General features: G+C 71.6%; 14 protein-coding genes. 7 read left to right on the forward strand and 7 right to left on the reverse strand.

Going from position 1 to position 17,017, the window contains the following annotated elements; translation table 11 throughout:
* Positions 1-60: 60 nt before the first annotated feature.
* Positions 61-1,254, reverse strand: coding sequence for an RtcB family protein (locus tag ACFV20_RS03595; protein WP_385651901.1), 1,194 nt, complete (start codon positions 1,252-1,254; stop codon positions 61-63).
* Between the two features lie 171 nt (positions 1,255-1,425).
* On the opposite strand from ACFV20_RS03595, the gene ACFV20_RS03600 reads away from it, so the two are divergent.
* From ACFV20_RS03600 to ACFV20_RS03610, 3 genes are all read left to right on the forward strand, one after another.
* Positions 1,426-2,244 (forward strand): DUF3558 domain-containing protein, encoded by an 819-nt coding sequence (locus ACFV20_RS03600; RefSeq protein WP_385651903.1) that lies wholly within the window; start codon positions 1,426-1,428, stop codon positions 2,242-2,244.
* A 119-nt stretch (positions 2,245-2,363) separates the two neighbouring features.
* Positions 2,364-3,281, forward strand: a complete 918-nt coding sequence (locus tag ACFV20_RS03605; protein WP_385651905.1) for a DUF3558 family protein — start codon at positions 2,364-2,366, stop codon at positions 3,279-3,281.
* Between the two features lie 121 nt (positions 3,282-3,402).
* Positions 3,403-4,740 (forward strand): DUF2637 domain-containing protein, encoded by a 1,338-nt coding sequence (locus ACFV20_RS03610; protein ID WP_385651907.1) that lies wholly within the window; start codon positions 3,403-3,405, stop codon positions 4,738-4,740.
* Positions 4,741-4,838: 98 nt separating this feature from the next.
* Here the strand turns inward: ACFV20_RS03610 and lysS are convergent, their stop codons facing one another.
* Positions 4,839-6,587: a lysine--tRNA ligase gene (gene lysS, locus ACFV20_RS03615; protein ID WP_385651908.1), complete on the reverse strand. Its 1,749-nt coding sequence runs from the start codon at positions 6,585-6,587 to the stop codon at positions 4,839-4,841.
* A gap of 149 nt (positions 6,588-6,736) precedes the next feature.
* On the opposite strand from lysS, the gene argS reads away from it, so the two are divergent.
* A complete protein-coding gene (gene argS, locus ACFV20_RS03620; RefSeq protein WP_385651911.1) occupies positions 6,737-8,494 on the forward strand; it encodes an arginine--tRNA ligase in 1,758 nt (585 codons plus the stop codon).
* A gap of 77 nt (positions 8,495-8,571) precedes the next feature.
* On the opposite strand, the gene ACFV20_RS03625 is transcribed toward argS, so the two are convergent.
* Positions 8,572-8,955 carry a peptidase inhibitor family I36 protein gene (locus tag ACFV20_RS03625; protein ID WP_385651914.1) on the reverse strand — a complete coding sequence of 128 codons (384 nt, stop codon included), beginning with the start codon at positions 8,953-8,955 and terminating at the stop codon, positions 8,572-8,574.
* 304 nt (positions 8,956-9,259) lie between these two features.
* Here ACFV20_RS03625 and ACFV20_RS03630 point away from each other — a divergent pair, with 304 nt between their 5' ends.
* Together ACFV20_RS03630 and ACFV20_RS03635 are read left to right on the forward strand one after the other, a co-directional pair.
* A complete protein-coding gene (locus ACFV20_RS03630; RefSeq protein ID WP_385651916.1) occupies positions 9,260-10,018 on the forward strand; it encodes a peptidoglycan-binding protein in 759 nt (252 codons plus the stop codon).
* On the forward strand, positions 10,015-10,827 hold the full coding sequence (locus ACFV20_RS03635) for a DUF2690 domain-containing protein (protein WP_385651918.1): 813 nt from the start codon (positions 10,015-10,017) through the stop codon (positions 10,825-10,827). The genes ACFV20_RS03630 and ACFV20_RS03635 overlap by 4 nt, the downstream gene beginning before the upstream one ends.
* 315 nt (positions 10,828-11,142) lie before the next feature.
* Here ACFV20_RS03635 and ACFV20_RS03640 read toward each other — a convergent pair whose 3' ends face one another.
* The 3 genes from ACFV20_RS03640 to ACFV20_RS03650 form a co-directional block, all read right to left on the reverse strand.
* Positions 11,143-12,375, reverse strand: a complete 1,233-nt coding sequence (locus ACFV20_RS03640) for a PLP-dependent aminotransferase family protein (RefSeq protein WP_385651921.1) — start codon at positions 12,373-12,375, stop codon at positions 11,143-11,145.
* A 118-nt stretch (positions 12,376-12,493) separates the two neighbouring features.
* A complete protein-coding gene (locus ACFV20_RS03645) occupies positions 12,494-13,396 on the reverse strand; it encodes an SAM-dependent methyltransferase (RefSeq protein WP_385651923.1) in 903 nt (300 codons plus the stop codon).
* Positions 13,397-13,571: 175 nt separating this feature from the next.
* Positions 13,572-15,029: a helix-turn-helix domain-containing protein gene (locus tag ACFV20_RS03650; protein WP_385651925.1), complete on the reverse strand. Its 1,458-nt coding sequence runs from the start codon at positions 15,027-15,029 to the stop codon at positions 13,572-13,574.
* 229 nt (positions 15,030-15,258) lie between these two features.
* On the opposite strand from ACFV20_RS03650, the gene ACFV20_RS03655 reads away from it, so the two are divergent.
* Positions 15,259-15,978, forward strand: a complete 720-nt coding sequence (locus tag ACFV20_RS03655) for a DUF4232 domain-containing protein (RefSeq protein WP_385651927.1) — start codon at positions 15,259-15,261, stop codon at positions 15,976-15,978.
* Between the two features lie 8 nt (positions 15,979-15,986).
* Here ACFV20_RS03655 and hemB read toward each other — a convergent pair whose 3' ends face one another.
* Positions 15,987-16,985: a porphobilinogen synthase gene (gene hemB / locus ACFV20_RS03660; RefSeq protein ID WP_385651930.1), complete on the reverse strand. Its 999-nt coding sequence runs from the start codon at positions 16,983-16,985 to the stop codon at positions 15,987-15,989.
* Between the last annotated feature and the right edge of the window lie 32 nt (positions 16,986-17,017).

Consider the following 17,017-nt stretch of genomic DNA (forward strand, 5'->3'; position numbering starts at 1 on the left):
CGGTGCAGCGGGGCCGTGGAGCCGCCCGGTGCACTTCACCGGTGGCGCGGAGCCGGCCGGTCAGCCCTTGACGCAGACGACCTGCTTGATCTGCGCCACGACCTCCACCAGGTCCCGCTGCTGGTCGATCACCTGCTCGATCGGCTTGTAGGCGGCGGGGATCTCGTCGACCACGCCGGAGTCCTTGCGGCACTCCACGCCCTGGGTCTGCCGCTCCAGGTCCCGCGTGCTGAACCGGCGCTTGGCCGCGTTGCGGCTCATGCGCCGACCCGCGCCGTGCGAGGCCGAGTTGAAGGACTTGGCGTTGCCGAGGCCCTTCACGATGTACGAGCCCGTGCCCATGGAGCCCGGGATGATCCCGTACTCGCCCGAGCCGGCCCGGATCGCGCCCTTGCGGGTCACCAGCAGGTCCATGCCCTCGTACCGCTCCTCCGCCACGTAGTTGTGGTGGCAGGAGATCTCCGACTCGAAGGTCGGCTTCGCCTTCTTGAACTCCTTGCGGATGACGTCCTTCAGGAGCGCCATCATGATCGAGCGGTTGTGCTTGGCGTACTCCTGCGCCCAGAACAGGTCGTTGCGGTACGCCGCCATCTGCGGGGTGTCCGCGACGAACACGGCGAGGTCGCGGTCGACCAGGCCCTGGTTGTGCGGGAGCTTCTGGGCCACACCGATGTGATGCTCGGCGAGTTCCTTGCCGATGTTCCGGGACCCGGAGTGCAGCATCAGCCAGACAGAACCGGTCGTATCCGTGCACACCTCGACAAAGTGGTTGCCGGATCCGAGCGTTCCCATCTGCTTGGTGGCACGTTCCTGACGGAACTTGACCGCCTCCGCCACCCCGTCGAACCGTGACCAGAAGTCGTCCCACCCGGCCGTGGCCATCCCGTGGAAGCGCCCCGGGTCCACGGGGTCGTCGTGCATCCCGCGCCCCACCGGGATCACCTGCTCGATCCTCGACCGCAGCCGGGACAGGTCGCCGGGCAGGTCGTTCGCCGTCAGGGACGTCTTCACCGCCGACATTCCGCAGCCGATGTCGACACCCACCGCCGCCGGGCACACCGCGCCCCGCATGGCGATGACCGAACCGACCGTCGCGCCCTTGCCGTAGTGCACGTCGGGCATCACGGCCAGCCCCTTGATCCACGGCAGCGTGGAGACGTTCCGCAGCTGCTGGAGCGCGCCCTCCTCGACCGAGCCCGGGTCGGTCCACATCCGGATCGGTACCTTCGCACCCGGTATCTCTACATACGACATAGCGTCCTCAATCCCCCGTAAACGAACAGAAGTCCTCAACAGCAAATACCGGAGCCAAGGTCGACGAAAAGGAAATCGGACCGGCGTCCACGGCAGTGCGTGCGATACACATTGTGTCCATCGCCCGCCGTACGGCGGCAAGCCAATATCCGTGTCGAGAGGAGCCACCACGTGCAACGGAAGGCGTGCGTGCCCGCAATCGCCGTGCTCCTCGCGGCGGTCCTGGCCGGCTGCACCGGCGGCTCGGCCGACGGCGATCCCACGGACGACTCCAACCCCGGCGGCACCGGCACGGCCTCACCCGCCGCCGAACCCGGCCGCTACCGCACCCTGCCCGACCCCTGCGCCGAGCCCGGTGACAGCACCCTCGACGAACTGCTCCCGGGCATCGGGCAGATCAGGGACGAGGAGCAGCGCGAGAAGGCCTACGACGGCGAGCCGACGACCACCTTCGACACCGACCGCAAGGTCGGCTGCCGCTGGAAGGTGGACTCCCCGGCGGCCACCGACCACCTGCTGATCGACTTCGAGCGGGTCGTCTCCTACGACAACGCCGTCAGCGACGACAGCCAGGCCGAGCAGCTGTTCGCGGAGCGGGAGGCGGCGGCCCACCTGCCGGAGCCGACCGCCACGCAGACGGCGCCCTCCGGCACCGCCACGGCGAGCCGTTCGGCCGCCTCGTCGAGCGGCTCCCCTGCCCCCTCCGGCTCCTCCTCGGCGTCGGCGGCCCCCTCCGCGACGCCGACGGAACTGCAGCCCCGGGTGCTGGAGGACCTCGGCGACGAGGCGTTCCTCGACGACGGGCTGAACCGTTCCGGTTCGACGGCCCAGCAGCGGACGGTGACTGTGGCGTTCCGCACGTCCAACGTCATCGTGACCATCGAGTACGCGGAGCAGCCGGCGACCGTCGGAGTCGTCCCGGACAGCAAGGAAATGCAGGACAGGGCGCAGAAACTGGCCTCCCAACTGGCGGAGTCACTGGGCGGCTGAGGCCCCTTCACGGCCCCTTCACGCTCCCGCGCAAAGCACCCGAAGGAAGACCACACCGGTGCCTCACCGCGTACGGTGACCACTCGGACCCGTTCCGACCGCAGGGAACCACGAGCGTCATGAGTGAAGGAACCATGCAGCGACGAGCACAGCGAGTAGAGCGAGTAGAGCGAGCGAAGCGACTGAGCCGCCGCGTCCTTGTCTGCGCGGCCGCCGTCCCCGTGGTGCTGGTCGCCGCCGGCTGCTCCTCGGACTCCGGCTCCGGTGACAGCACGGACAAGGCCGCCGAGGCCGCGGCGTCGGCGTCGGCGAGCCCGTCACCGACCGTGAAGGCGGCGGCGTACGACAAGCTTCCGGAGGCGTGCAAGGCGCTTTCGAAGAAGACGCTGAAGGACCTCGTGCCGGAGAGCAAATCCGGCAAGGAGGGCAAGTCGGACGACATTTCGACGCGTGCCAGCTGCTCCTGGAACAGCCTCGACAACAACGGCGTGAAGGGCTCGCAGTTCCGCTGGCTGAACGTGTCGATGCTGCGTTTCGAGTCGGACGTCGCCCGCGGCCCGGGCGACAAGCTGGCGCAGGAGTACTTCGAGAAGCAGGTCCAGGAGGCGCAGGCCGTCGAGGGCGCGAAGAGCGTCAAGACGGAGCCGGTGACCGGTACGGGTGACCGGGCGACGGCCGTCCACTACGACCTGAAGAAGAAGGAAGGCACCTTCAAGCAGCAGACGGTCGTGGCGCGCGTCGAGAACGTCGTGGTCACGCTCGACTACAACGGTGCCGGTCTGGCCGGGGACAAGACCCCGGACGGCGGTGACCTGCTGAAGGACGCGAAGAAGGCCGTCAAGGAGGCCGTGGAGGCGGTGTCGGCCGCGAACGGCAAGGGCGGCGGCACGGCGGACGGCGCCTCGTCCCAGCCGTCGAAGTCGGCGTCGAAGAAGCCCTCGAAGTCGCCCTCCAAGTCGGCTTCCGGGGAGGCCTCGGACGAGCCGTCGAAGGGCGCCTCGGCCTCGCCGTCGAAGAAGCCCGCGGCGAAGAGCTGAGCAGTCCCTGAGCAGTCCGTGAGCAGTCCCTGAGAGGTCTCGACGGGAACCGGCCACCCGTTCGCCGTACACATGTGCCACCCTGTTGCGCGCAACAACACGCAAGGGGAGGGGAGTACGGGTGGCCGCGCCACTGCAGCTGACTCGGATGCACCGCGTTCTCATCGGCGTGGTCGTGGCCGGCGCCGTGATCATCGCCGGTATCGGCTTCGCCGGTTCGTACGCGGCGGTCCGCGAGTTGGCCATCAAGAAGGGCTTCGGGAACTTCTCCTACGTCTTCCCGATCGGCATCGACGCGGGCATCTGCGTCCTGCTGGCCCTGGATCTGCTCCTCACCTGGATCAGGATCCCGTTCCCCCTGCTGCGTCAGACGGCGTGGCTGCTGACGGCGGCCACGATCGCCTTCAACGGCGCGGCCGCGTGGCCGGATCCGCTCGGTGTGGGCATGCACGCGGTGATCCCGGTGCTGTTCGTGGTGGCCGTCGAGGCGGCCCGGCACGCCATCGGCCGGATCGCCGACATCACGGCCGACAAGCACATGGAGGGCGTCCGCCTCACCCGCTGGCTCCTCTCCCCGGTCCCCACGTTCCTGCTGTGGCGCCGCATGAAGCTCTGGGAGCTGCGCTCCTACGACCAGGTGATCAAGCTGGAGCAGGAGCGGCTGGTCTACCAGGCCCGGCTGCGGTCCCGTTTCGGGCGGGCGTGGCGCAGGAAGGCACCGGTGGAGTCACTGATGCCGCTGCGGCTGGCGAAGTACGGCGTGCCGCTGATGGAGACGGCCCCCGCGGGTCTGGCCGCGGCGGGCATCGAGCCGGCCCTGCTGCCACCGGCCCCGCAGCAGGCCCTGGACGCGGCGGAGCCGCAGACGCGCGCTGTTCAGCCGAAGGCGCTCGCGGCGGAGGCCGCCCTGGCTGCGGACGGCCGTGCCGCCGCGGCGCAGGCGGGCGCGGCGGCACCCCGCGGCGGGCAGCGCCCGGAGTCCGGTGGCGCCCCCCACGCACCGCAGCCCGACGTCGAGCCCGAACCGGACGAGAGCCCCTGGTTCAACACCCCCCGGGACGTCGAGTACCAGGGCGGCTACGACCCGGCCTACGACCCCGACCAGTACGCGCAGTGGATCGCCGAGCCCTCGCGGGCCGAGCAGTATCCGGACCGGCCGCGGGAGGGCTTCTCGGCGGAGGACACCGGCGGCTTCCCGATCCCGGTGGTCCCGGGCCGCACCCGTGAGCTGGGCGAGGGCGGCGGCACGCCTCCCGCCCCGGAGCCGGACGAGGAGGCGTACTACCAGATCTTCCGGGAGTCGATCAAGAGCGGGAACGGTGCGCCCACCCCGCGCGGATTCATCGCCGACGTCGAGGCGACGTACGGCGTCACGCTGGACGAGGCCGAGTCCAAGCGCATGGTGAATCGCTTCTCCAACCGCCTCAACGCCGAGCTGACGGACGAGCACATCGCCTGACGGCACCGGCACCGGCACACGCGCCGGCGCCACCCACCGCATACGGAAGAGGGGCCCTCGCTGAGGGCCCCTCCTGCGTCGTCACGGCGACGGATCCGCTACACCGCGAGCAGCGCCCGCACCCGGTCCTGCCCCACCGCCAGCAGCAGCGTGGGCAGGCGCGGGCCGGTGTCGCGGCCCACGAGCAGGTGGTACAGCAGCGCGAAGAAGGACCGCTGGGCGGTCTTGATCTCCGGCGGCAGCTCCTTCGGCGTGGCGTCGGCGGAGAACCCGGCCTGCACCTTCGGCACGCCGTACACCAGGTGCGTCAGCCCGTCGAGCGACCAGTGGTCGGCCAGTCCGTCCAGCAGCAGCCGCAGCGACTCGCGGCCCTGCTCGTCGAGCGACTTCAGCAGCTCGGCGTCCGGCTCGTCGCGCACGATGGTCCGCTGGTCGGCGGGGACGTGCGTGTTGATCCAGGCCTCGGCCTTGTCGTAGCGCGGGCGCGCCTCGTCGAGGGAGGTCAGCGGCTGCTCGGGGTCGAGCTCGCTGAGGATGCGCAGCGCCTGGTCCTCGTGCCCGGCGGTGATGTCCGCGACGGACGCCAGGGTCCGGTACGGCAGCGGCCGGGGCGTCCGGGGCAGCTCACCGGCGGCCGTGCCCACGGCACGCGCGTGCGCGGCGACGTCGGCCGGCAGGGCGCTGCCGTCGGCGACCTTGGCGTCCAGCCGGTCCCACTCGTCGTAGAGCCGCTGGATCTCCTGGTCGAAGGCGACCTTGAAGGACTGGTTGGGCCTGCGGCGCGCGTACAGCCAGCGCAGCAGCTGCGGCTCCATGATCTGCAGGGCGTCGGCCGGGGTGGGCACGCCGCCCTTGGAGGACGACATCTTCGCCATGCCGGAGATCCCGACGAAGGCGTACATCGGCCCGATCGGCTGCTTCCCGCCGAAGATGCCGACGATCTGCCCACCGACCTGGAACGACGACCCGGGCGAGGAGTGGTCGACGCCGGAGGGCTCGAAGACGACCCCCTCGTACGCCCACCGCATCGGCCAGTCGACCTTCCAGACCAGCTTGCCGCGGTTGAACTCCTCCAGCCGGACGGTCTCCGAGAAGCCGCACGCGGTGCAGGCGTAGGTCAGCTCGGTGGAGTCGTCGTCGTAGGAGGTGACGGTGGTGAGGTCCTTCTCGCAGTTGCCGCAGTACGGCTTGTACGGGAAGTACCCGGCGGCGGTGGAGCTGCCGTCGTCCTCGGCGGCGGCGCCGGAGCCCTCGGCGGCCTCCAGCTCGGCCTCGTCGACCGGCTTCTGCCCCTGCTGCTTCTTCGCCGGGGCCTTCTTGGTGCGGTACTGGTCGAGGATGGCGTCGATGTCGCCGCGGTGCCTGATCGCGTGCAGGATCTGCTCGCGGTACGCCCCGGAGGTGTACTGCTCGGTCTGGCTGATGCCGTCGAACTCCACGCCCAGCTCAGCCAGCGACTCGATCATCGCGGCCTTGAAGTGCTCGGCCCAGTTCGGGTGGGGGGAGCCCTTCGGCGCGGGGACGGACGTGAGCGGCTTGCCGATGTGCTCGGCCCAGGCCTCCTCGTCGACCCCGGCGATGCCCTTGGGCACCTTGCGGTAGCGGTCGTAGTCGTCCCAGGAGATCAGGTGGCGCACCTGGTGGCCCCGGCGGCGGATCTCGTCGGCGACGAGGTGCGGGGTCATGACCTCGCGCAGGTTCCCCAGGTGGATGGGGCCGGACGGCGAGAGCCCGGACGCGACGACGACGGGTTTGCCCGGGGCCCGGCGCTCCGACTCCTCGATGACCTCATCCGCGAAACGGGAGACCCAGTCGGTGGTCTCGGTGCTCTGAGCCACGATCGGCACGTCCTTCTTTCTGCATCGGGCAGCCGGTACGGTCGCACGGCTGACCGCACCATTGTCCCAGACCGCCTCGCGCCCGGAAAAACGGCTTTACCCGCATGGAATACTGGCCGTGTCTATCGATTCCCTCGAGGAGAACGGCACCCTTACCTATGGCCTCGGTCACGTCCCTCAGCGACTCCGTCCACCAGCGCCTCGCGGCGGCCCTGTCGGCGGCTCTGCCGCAGGCCGGCTCCGCGGACCCGCTGCTGCGACGAAGCGACCGGGCCGACTTCCAGGCCAACGGGATCCTGGCCCTCGCCAAGAAGGAGAAGGCCAACCCGCGCGAGCTGGCCACGCAGGTCGTCTCCCGGGTCGAGTCGGGTGAGCTGATCAAGGACGTCGAGGTCTCCGGCCCCGGCTTCCTCAACATCACGGTCACCGACCGCGCGATCACCGAGAACCTCGCCGTGCGGCATGCGGACGGCGAGCGTCTCGGCGTGCCGCTGAAGGAGAACGCGGGCATCACGGTCGTCGACTACGCCCAGCCGAACGTGGCGAAGGAGATGCACGTCGGTCACCTGCGGTCGGCGGTCATCGGTGACGCCCTGCGCGGCATGCTCGACTTCACCGGCGAGAAGACGATCGGCCGGCACCACATCGGCGACTGGGGCACCCAGTTCGGCATGCTCATCCAGTACCTGTTCGAGCACCCCGGCGAGCTGGCCCCCGCGGCCGACGTCGACGGCCAGCAGGCGATGAGCAACCTGAACCGGGTGTACAAGGCGTCGCGTGCGCTCTTCGACGCGGACGAGGAGTTCAAGGAGCGGGCCCGTAAGCGGGTCGTCGCCCTGCAGTCCGGCGACAAGGAGACGCTCGAGCTGTGGCAGCAGTTCGTGGACGAGTCGAAGGTCTACTTCAACTCCGTCTTCGAGAAGCTCGACATGGAGATCCGCGACGAGGAGATCGTCGGCGAGTCCGCCTACAACGAGGGCATGCCCGAGACCGCCCGGATCCTGGAGGAGACGGGTGTCGCGGTGCGCTCCGAGGGCGCGCTCGTGGTGTTCTTCGACGAGATCCGCGGCAAGGACGACCAGCCGGTCCCGCTGATCGTGCAGAAGGCGGACGGCGGCTTCGGCTATGCGGCCTCCGACCTGACGGCGATCCGCAACCGCGTCTTCGACCTGCGGGCGACGACCCTGCTGTACGTCGTGGACGTACGCCAGTCGCTCCACTTCAAGATGGTCTTCGAGACGGCCCGCCGGGCCGGCTGGCTGGGCGAGCACGTCACCGCGCACAACATGGGCTACGGCACGGTGCTCGGCGCGGACGGCAAGCCGTTCAAGACGCGTGAGGGCGAGACCGTACGGCTGGAGGATCTGCTGGACGAGGCGGTGCAGCGGGCCGCCGAGGTCGTGCGGGAGAAGGCACAGGACCTCACCGAGGACGAGATCCAGGAGCGGGCCGCGCAGGTCGGCATCGGCGCCGTGAAGTACGCGGACCTGTCGACGTCGCCGAACCGGGACTACAAGTTCGACCTGGACCAGATGGTCTCGCTGAACGGCGACACCTCCGTCTACCTCCAGTACGCGTACGCCCGGATCCAGTCGATCCTGCGCAAGGCCGGCGAGACGAAGCCGGTCGCGCACCCGGAGCTCGAACTGGCCCCGGCGGAGCGGGCGCTCGGTCTGCACCTGGACGCGTTCGGCGACACGGTCTTCGAAGCCGCCGCGGAGTACGCCCCGCACAAGCTGGCGGCGTACCTCTACCAGCTGGCCTCGCTGTACACGACGTTCTACGACAAGTGCCCGGTGCTGAAGGCCGAGACGCCCGAGCAGGTCGAGAACCGCCTGTTCCTCTGCGACGTCACGGCCCGCACCCTGCACCGGGGCATGGACCTGCTGGGCATCCGGACGCCTGAGCGGCTCTGAACCCCACTCCTGACGCCGGGCCGAGGGCGGCACCCCCCCGTGGGGTGCCGCCCTCGGGCGTGGTGGCGAAGCGGTGGTCAGCCGCAGTTCACCCACGTGTTGGACTTCATGTAGTGGCTCGCGCTGTCGGTCGTCTTGTACCCCCTCGGGATGACCCCGCTGGACCCGCCGTGGTTCTTCGCCGAGTACCACTTGAAGTCGCAGGACGCGCCGTGGTTGTACCAGGACTTGAAGCTCTGGAACACGGCGTACTGGGTCAGGTCCCTGTTGGTCCCGGCGACCTTCTGCATGCGCCCGGTGTAGTTCTGACCGGCCCAGACGCAGAACCAGCCCGACGGACAGTCCGACGCCGCCTGCGGCGAGGCCTCCGCCGCACCGGCCGTACCGGCGTTGCCGGCCAGCAGACCACCGGTGAGCGCCAGGCCCCCGGCCAGGACGGCGAACCTCTTGGCCCTACGCATGATGTTCCCCCTTCGTCGTGGGCCGACCGCTCGGCCGGCTCCGCATCGAGACTGCGCCCCCGGGCCGCGGATCCACCACAGTCGCCGCGGAAATGACGCCCGGACGGGACGTCCCACCCGCTGACCTGCGGCGGGGCGGCGCCCGGGGACGGCACGGCGGGACGCTCCCGAGGCCCGGTGGCCGAATCGGGCCGGGGCCGGCGGGGGAACGCAACCGATGTCTGGGGCGCCGCGTGGATGCTGGTGCAGAATGCGGCGGTGACGGGACCGCTGACCACGGTCCGGACACGCGAGTGGGGGGAACATGTCGCGTTGGAAAGGGCTGCCCGAAGAACTGGACCCGCGCGTACGGCAGTTGGTGGTGCGCTTACGCCGGGCCAAGGACCACAGCGGACTGAGTCTGCGCCGCCTGGCCGCGAAGACGGGCTACAGCACGTCGTCCTGGGAGCGGTATCTGTCCGGCAGGTCCCTCCCGCCCGGGGACGCCGTCGAGGCGATGGCCCGGCTCGGCGGTGACGACCCGACGCGCCTGCTCGCGCTGCACGAGGTCGCGAGGGAGGCGTGGGGCACGACGGCGGAGCCGCGCAGACCACCGGCCGGGACGGAACCGGCCCGGTCCCACGGCCGGGCCCTGCGCGTCACACTCATCGCCGGTTCCGTCGCCCTGGTGCTGGCCGTCTGCTCCTCCGTCCTGCTGGCCGTACGCCTCACCCACGGCGAGGGGAAAGCGGCCGCCACCCCTCTCACCTCCGCGTCCACGACGGCCCCGGGGACACCGCGGAAGCCGGAGCGCCCCCTCTACACCTGTCGCTCGGAGTGGATCGACGGCCGCTGGTACGCGGGCAACAGCCGCACCCTGAAGGCCGTTCTGGCGATGGGCCACGCCGGGCCCGAGGTGGCCGAGGCGCAATGCCTGCTGCGGGAGGCGGGCCTGTCGCCGGGCGCCGTCGACGGCATCTTCGGCCCCCACACCCAGCGCGCCGTCAAGGACCTCCAGAAGCGTTCCGGCCTGGTCGTGGACGGCATCATCGGCCCGCACACCTGGAAGGCCCTGCGGGAGTGACGCGCACCCCGCCCGGCGGGCTGCCCCCGGAACGCGCCCGGCTCGTGTCGGCCCTGCGGGAGTTGAGGGCCGGCACCGGCCTGAGCCTGGCGGCCCTCGCGGCGAAGACCACGTTCAGCAAGTCGTCCTGGGAGCGCTACCTCAACGGCAGGACGCTCCCGCCGAGCCGGGCGGTGCGGGAGCTGTGCCGTCTGGCGGGCGAGCCGGAGGGCCGGTGCCTGGCGCTGTGGGAGCTGGCGGAGTCGGAGTGGAGCGGCCGTGCGGCACCGTCGCGCACGGACCCGCCCGCGGTTTCGCGAGGGGAGGGCGGCGCCGGCGGCGGCAGAGGCGCGCCTCTGGCGATCATCGCCTCGGTCTGCGCGCTGGCGGCCGGCGGTCTGGCGGTGGCCCTGGTCCTGCTGGTGGGCCAGTCCACCGACGGACGCACCTCCACGACGCCTTCGGCGGCTCCGTCGCCCCGCTGCCGTGGGGCCGCCTGCGAGGGCAGGAGCCCGATGCGGATGCAGTGCGGCACGGACCCGCGCACCCTCGCCTCCCACCGCACGGCCGGCGGCGCCCAGCTCGAACTGCGCTACAGCGCCGGGTGCGGGGCGGGCTGGGCGAGGATGTGGAGCACACGGATCGGCGACCGCCTGGAACTGACCTCGGCCGACGGCGGCCGTCCGCACGCCGTGGAGATCACCGACGGCGTCGCCGCGCAGTCCTACGTCTACACCCCGATGACCGAGGCGCACCCCGGCACGACGATCCGCGCCTGCTTCCGCCCTGTGACGGGGAAGAGCCACGAGTGCTTCGAGGCCCGCGTGTGAGGGCCGGGCGGGTCGGTGCTGCGGGGCGGCGGCCCGGGTGTGAGGGCACGGCAACGCCAGCGCTGTGCGGCAGCGGCCCGCCTGTGAGGGCACGGCAACGCCAGCGCTGTGCGGCAGCGGCCCGCCTGTGAGGGCACGGCAACGCCAGCGCTGTGCGGCGGCGGCCCGCCTGTGAGGGCACGGCGACGTCAGCGCTGTGCGGCGGCGGCCCGCGTGTGAGGGCACCGCACTTCGCCTTCTGCCCGGACGGCCTCCAAAACCGCCTCCACCAGGGCCCGCACCCCGCCCCTCCGCGCCTGCGCCGAGCACCGGTCCTCAACCAGCGGACGCGGCGCTGCCGGTGGGACTGAGCCCCTCCCCCAGCCTGCGCAGGCCCTCGCCGATCTCCTGCGGTGTCTGCGTCACGAAGCACAGGCGCAGGGTCGTCCGGTCGGGCGGGCCGGCGTAGAAGGGCGCTCCGGGGACGTAGGCGACGTCGTGCCGGACCACCCGGGGCAGCAGGGCCGTGGTGTCGTGCGGCTCCGGCAGGCGTGCCCAGAGGAACATGCCGCCCTCGGGCCGGTTCCAGACCGACCCGTCGGGCAGCGCCGCGGGCAGCCCGGCGAGCATCGCGTCGCGGCGTTCGCGGTACACGCCGGCGACGCGGGCGACATGGGCGTCCAGGTCGTTGTCGGCGAGGTAGCGGGCGGCGGCGAGCTGGTTGACGGTCGGGGTGTGCAGGTCGGCGGCCTGCTTGGCGACGGCACAGGCGCGCCGCAGCTCCCCCGGCGCCCGCAGCCAGCCCAGCCGCAGCCCGGGCGCCATGACCTTGGAGAAGCTGCCGAGCAGCACGGTCCGGTCCTCGGCGCCCGGGTGGGCGGCGATCCACGGCACGCGCTCACCGTCGTAGCGCAGCTCGCCGTAGGGGTCGTCCTCGACGATCCACAGTCCGCGCCGGGCGGCGACGGCGGCCACGGCGGCGCGGCGCGCGGCGGGCAGGGTCCGGCCGGTGGGGTTCTGGAAGGTGGGCACGGTGTAGAGCAGCTTGGGCCGCTCGCGCACGACGAGTTCCTCCAGTGCGCCGGGGTCGAGTCCGTGCTCGTCGCCGGGCACGGCCACGATCCGCGCCCCGGCGAAGCCGAACGCCTGGAGGGCCGCCAGATAGCACGGGTTCTCGACGAGGACGGTGTCCCCGGGTTCGAGGAGCGCGGTGGCCAGGAGCGAGAGGGCCTGCTGGGAGCCGGTGGTGACGAGCAGATCGTCGGCACTCGTCGGCAGGCCGCGCGCCGTGGTGCGGGCGGCGAGGGCGTCCCGCAGCGCGGGTTCGCCCTCGGTGGTGGAGTACTGCAGGGCCCGCGCGGGCGCCTCGGCGAGCACGGCCGCGTACGCGGCGGCGATGCCCTGGGCGTCGAACAGCTCCGGTGCCGGGAGCCCGCCCGCGAAGTTGATCACCTCGGGGCGGGCGGTGACGGCGAGGATGTCGCGTACGGGGGAGCCGCCGACGGCCTGCGCCCGCGCGGCCAGGGGCGGCGCGGGAGCGTGGGTGGGCAGGGGCTCGGCGACGGTCATGACACGGCTCCTTCGGCTGCGGTGGCGCCTGGTGCCCGCAGCCTAGGGAAGTACGTGCCGTCTACAAGCAGGTTTCCGCGATCCGGACGCCCCGCCGGTCACCCGCGTGAACCGCGCCTCACGCCTTGGTGCCGATCGCCGCGTACACGTTGATGTCCGCGTCCGTGACGTCGTTGATGTCGCGGTAGCGCACCTTCTCGATCTCCTCCAGCGAGGCGAGGAAGGACTCCTCCGGCTGCTCGGGGAGGGGGGCGGCGTGGTCGGGCCGCCAGCGGTGCGCGGGGACGACCCCCGGTTCGGCGATCTCCAGCCCGCTGTCCGTGAAGAACCGCTCGATGTCGGCCCGGGAGCGCAGCACGAAGGTGAAGCCGCGTTCGGTGTAGGTCCGTTGGACCGCGCGGATGTTCTCGGGGTTGAGGTCCTCGGTGAGGTGGCTCAGCACCAGCCGGCTGCCGGCGGGCAGTTCGCCGAGCAGTCCGCTCACCAGCGGATAGGCCTCCTCGTCGGAGACGAAGTGCAGGATCGCGACCAGGCAGAGGGCGACCGGCCGGTCGAGGTCCAGTGTCTTGGCGGCCTGTTCGAGGATGCGGCCCGGGTCCCGGAGGTCGGCGTCGATGTAGTCCGTGCGTCCCTCGGGGCCGCTGGTCAGCAGGGCGCGGGCGTGCGCGAGCACCACGGGGTCGTTGTCGACGTACACGACCCGCGACTCGGGCGTGATGCGCTGCGCGATCTGGTGCACGTTCTCGGCGGTGGGCAGGCCGGTGCCGATGTCCAGGAACTGCCGGATGCCGTCCTGCTCCACGAGCGTGGTCACCGCGCGCCGGAGGAAGTCGCGGTTGTGCCGGACGTCGAGGTACCCGCGCGGGTTGGCGGCCAGCGCGGCGGCGGCCGCGTCCCGGTCGGCGGGGTAGTGGTCCTTGCCGCCGAGGAAGACGTCGTAGACCCGGGCCGGGTGCGCCTTGCTGCTGTCGATCCTCCTCCGCAGCTCGGCGGGATCCTGGCTGAGGGCGTCACCGGACATGAACGTCTCCCTGAAGCGTGGGCAGTTCGATCGACAACCACTACGACGAGCAACAAGCTAACGGCTCAACCGGTTTGATGGTGCCTCGACAAGGACTAAGCAACTCGACGAGCTCAACGCCCACATCCCCGGAAGGATCGAGCTGGTCCACGAGTTCCACTGAGGCCCCCGGCGACTACTGTGTGGTCCCCTCCTCGACCCACTTCTCGCCGCCCAGCGGGAACTCGTACGCCGGACGCCCGTTGTTGCCGCTCGTACGGAACGGCCGGCCGTGGTCGTCCACGATCAGCGTGCCCGTCCGGCCGCCGCTGGACCACGTCAGCTCCAGGTACCAGCTGACGTCGTACGCGGAGGCGTCGGCCTGGATGTAGTACACCTCCGGGTCGGACTCGCTCACCTTGAAGGGGAAGTCCGCGTGCCCCGCCTCGGGCACGACCCCGGGGCGCGTGGCGTCGAGGGCGACCGTGAAGAACCGGGTCGGCACACCGCCACCGCAGCCGACGCCCGGATATCCCATGGCGTAGTCGTTCCAGGCGAGCGGCGCCCGCTTGCCGGCCATCCGGACCGTCAGATCCTTGACGACCACGGTCTCCTCGCCCTTGCCCTGCACGGTCAGCTTCAGCAGCTGCTCCCCCGACGGCACGGCCCCCATGGCCGCCACCCAGCCGGGCGCGTCCGGCTCGATCGGCGGCGGGCGGACCTGCCCCGGCGGCAGGTTCACCAGGTAGCGCTGGGAGCAGGGGCTCTCCCAGGCGTGCGGTTCCGTGGTCACGGTGAGAGGAGCGGCGGCGGGGGCGGTGTCGCGACCGGGGCGGCCGGAACCACCGGCGGCGGTGTCCGAGGCGGCAGGCTCCTTCTTCCCCTCGTCCTTCCCCCCGCCCCTGCCCGGGTGCTTGGTCTCCGCCCGGTGCTTGTCCTCGCCGCCCGGGGTGGACGAACCGGCGGACGGCCGCACGGAGGCCGCCGGACCGTCACCGGCCGGCCCGCCACCAGCACCGCTCGAGACCACCGCCGTTCCGCCCCGCCCGCCGTCGTCCGACCCGTCCAGCGGGACGGCCACGGCGAGACCGACCCCGGTGAGGGCCACGGCTACGGCGACACCGACGAGGAGGGCACGGCGGGGGCGACGCCGTGCGGGGGCCTCCGGCGCGGGGGCATCGGTGTCCCCGGCCACGACCGCGCCCGACACCGGGACGCCGTCCGCGGCCACGACTGCACCCGAGACCGGGACGCCGTCCCCGGCACGACCACTCTCCTCGCCCCTGCTTCCCTCACCAGCGCTGCCCTCGCCCCTGCTCTCCTCACCACCGCTGCCCTCGCCACGGCTCTCCCCGCCCCTGCTCCCCTTGCCGCCACCGCCCGTGGCGCCGCTCCCCTTGCGTGCCCGCGCGGCATCCGCCAGGACCCACCGCCGGTGCAGTTCGACGAGCTCCTCCGACGAGGCTTTGCACAGCCTGGCGAGCCGCTCCACCGGCGCGTAATCGGTCGGCACGGCATCGCCGTTGCAGTACCGGTGCAGCGTCGACGTACTCATGTGGAGCCGCTTGGCGAGCACCCCGTAGCTCAGCCCGGAGCGCTCCTTCAGCTCCCCCAGCAGTGCGGCGAATTCCGCCGCGGTCGTCCCCTCCGACACCGTTCCTCCATGCCCCGTGTCCCGTTCCCCCGTTCCAGGGAATGGCCGTTCTCCCTGGTCAGAGCATGTGCGGCCGTTCCAACGTCCCTGATGGGCCGCCGGGTCTGGCAGCCGGGACGGATCACCGCACAAGCTCTGGTCATCCAAGCACGCCGCTTCCGGGACCACCGACGGCGCGGCCCACCCGGGCCTGCTTGCCCACCGCCTTTGTCCGAAAGGAACCGCAGACATGCGCATGTACCACGCCCTCCCCGCCGCCCTCCTGGCCGCCCTCGCCCTGACGGCGTGCCAGGACGGCACCGGCACGCAGGACGAGGGCGCCGCCCGCTCCGAGCCGGCCTCGGCGACCGTCACCGCCGGGCAGGCCACGCGGGCCGGTCAGGCCCCGGAGAGCACGCAGGACGCGAAGGACGCGACGAGCGCGAAGAACCGGCGGGCGACGCAGGCCACCGAGAACCGGCAGGCCTCGAAGGCCGCGAAGAGCGGGAAGGACACGAAGGGCGGGAAGGGTGCCGCCGCGACCCGCGTCCCCTGCAACGGCTCCAACACCACCGTCACCGCCCAGCCGGTCCGCCGCCCCCTCAACCACATGCTGATCACGGTGAAGAACACCGGCTCGAAGACGTGCGACCTCACCTACTACCCGGTGCTGCGCTTCGACGAGATGCAGTGGGTTCCGCAGGCCATCGAGGACTCCCAGCCGCAGGCGGTGACGACCCTGGCCCCCGGCGAGTCCGGCTACGCGGGCGTCTCGCTGTCGGCCGCCGACGGCAGCGGCGAGTGGGGCACCACCGGCCACAAGCTCACGGTCGGCTTCCAGGGCTACACGCCCGACAGCGACGGCGGCCCCTCGGCGATCCCGGCCCTGCCGGCCAAGGGCGTCTACTACGACAGCACCCTGAAGGTCACCTACTGGCTGCGCGACATGGACGACGCGCTGTCCTACTGAGCGCCGCCCTACCGGTCCTTGAGCTTCTGGGCCACTTCGGTGGCCCAGTAGGTGAGGACGGTGCGCGCACCGGCCCGGCGGATACCGGTCAGGGACTCCATGATCGCCCGGTCCCGGTCGATCCAGCCCTTCTCGGCGGCGGCCTCGATCATCGAGTACTCGCCGGAGATCTGGTAGGCGGCGACCGGCACGTCCACGGCGTCCGCGACCCGGGCGAGGATGTCCAGGTAGGGCCCGGCCGGCTTGACCATCACCATGTCCGCGCCCTCCTCCAGGTCGAGGGCGAGCTCGCGCAGCGACTCCCGCGCGTTCGCGGGATCCTGCTGGTACGTCTTGCGGTCCCCCTGCAGCGACGAGCCGACGGCCTCGCGGAAGGGCCCGTAGAAGGCGGAGGCGTACTTGGCGGTGTAGGCGAGGATCGCGACGTCCTCCCGCCCGATCTGGTCGAGGGCGTCGCGGATGACGCCGATCTGGCCGTCCATCATCCCGCTGGGCCCGACGACATGGGCGCCGGCGTCGGCCTGCACCTGGGCCATCTCGGCGTAACGCTCCAGGGTCGCGTCGTTGTCGACCCGTCCCTGCTCGTCCAGGACACCGCAGTGACCGTGGTCGGTGGTCTCGTCCAGGCACAGGTCGGACATGACGAGCAGGTCGTCCCCGACCTCGGCGCGCACGTCCCGCAGGGCGACCTGGAGGATCCCGTCCGGGTCGGTCCCGGGCGTGCCGAGCGGGTCCTTCTTCGACTCCTCCGGCACGCCGAACAGCATGATCCCCGAGATCCCCGCCGCGACCGCCTCGGCGGCGGCCTTCTTCAGACTGTCCCGGGTGTGCTGCACGACCCCCGGCATGGCGGCGATCGGCACGGGCTCGCTGACGCCCTCGCGCACGAAGGCGGGGAGGATGAGATCGGCGGGGTGCAGCCGGGTCTCGGCGACCATCCGACGCATCACGGCGTTGCTCCGCAACCGCCGCGGCCGAGAACCGGGGAATGATCCGTACGACGTCATGCCCCCTACGCTACGCCCGCCCCAAACCCCCC

The organism is Streptomyces sp. NPDC059696 (assembly GCF_042733745.1).
In the GTDB taxonomy this organism is placed as follows: Bacteria; Actinomycetota; Actinomycetes; order Streptomycetales; family Streptomycetaceae; genus Streptomyces.

Bases quoted from the DNA above. Each gene is read 5' to 3' on its own strand.
- ACFV20_RS03595 (WP_385651901.1), bottom strand. From the start codon at position 1,254: ATGTCGTATGTAGAGATACCGGGTGCGAAGGTACCGATCCGGATGTGG.
- ACFV20_RS03605 (WP_385651905.1), top strand. From the start codon at position 2,364: ATGAGTGAAGGAACCATGCAGCGACGAGCACAGCGAGTAGAGCGAGTA.
- argS (WP_385651911.1), top strand. From the start codon at position 6,737: ATGGCCTCGGTCACGTCCCTCAGCGACTCCGTCCACCAGCGCCTCGCG.
- ACFV20_RS03625 (WP_385651914.1), bottom strand. From the start codon at position 8,955: ATGCGTAGGGCCAAGAGGTTCGCCGTCCTGGCCGGGGGCCTGGCGCTC.
- ACFV20_RS03630 (WP_385651916.1), top strand. From the start codon at position 9,260: ATGTCGCGTTGGAAAGGGCTGCCCGAAGAACTGGACCCGCGCGTACGG.
- ACFV20_RS03640 (WP_385651921.1), bottom strand. From the start codon at position 12,375: ATGACCGTCGCCGAGCCCCTGCCCACCCACGCTCCCGCGCCGCCCCTG.
- ACFV20_RS03645 (WP_385651923.1), bottom strand. From the start codon at position 13,396: ATGTCCGGTGACGCCCTCAGCCAGGATCCCGCCGAGCTGCGGAGGAGG.
- ACFV20_RS03655 (WP_385651927.1), top strand. From the start codon at position 15,259: ATGCGCATGTACCACGCCCTCCCCGCCGCCCTCCTGGCCGCCCTCGCC.
- hemB (WP_385651930.1), bottom strand. From the start codon at position 16,985: ATGACGTCGTACGGATCATTCCCCGGTTCTCGGCCGCGGCGGTTGCGG.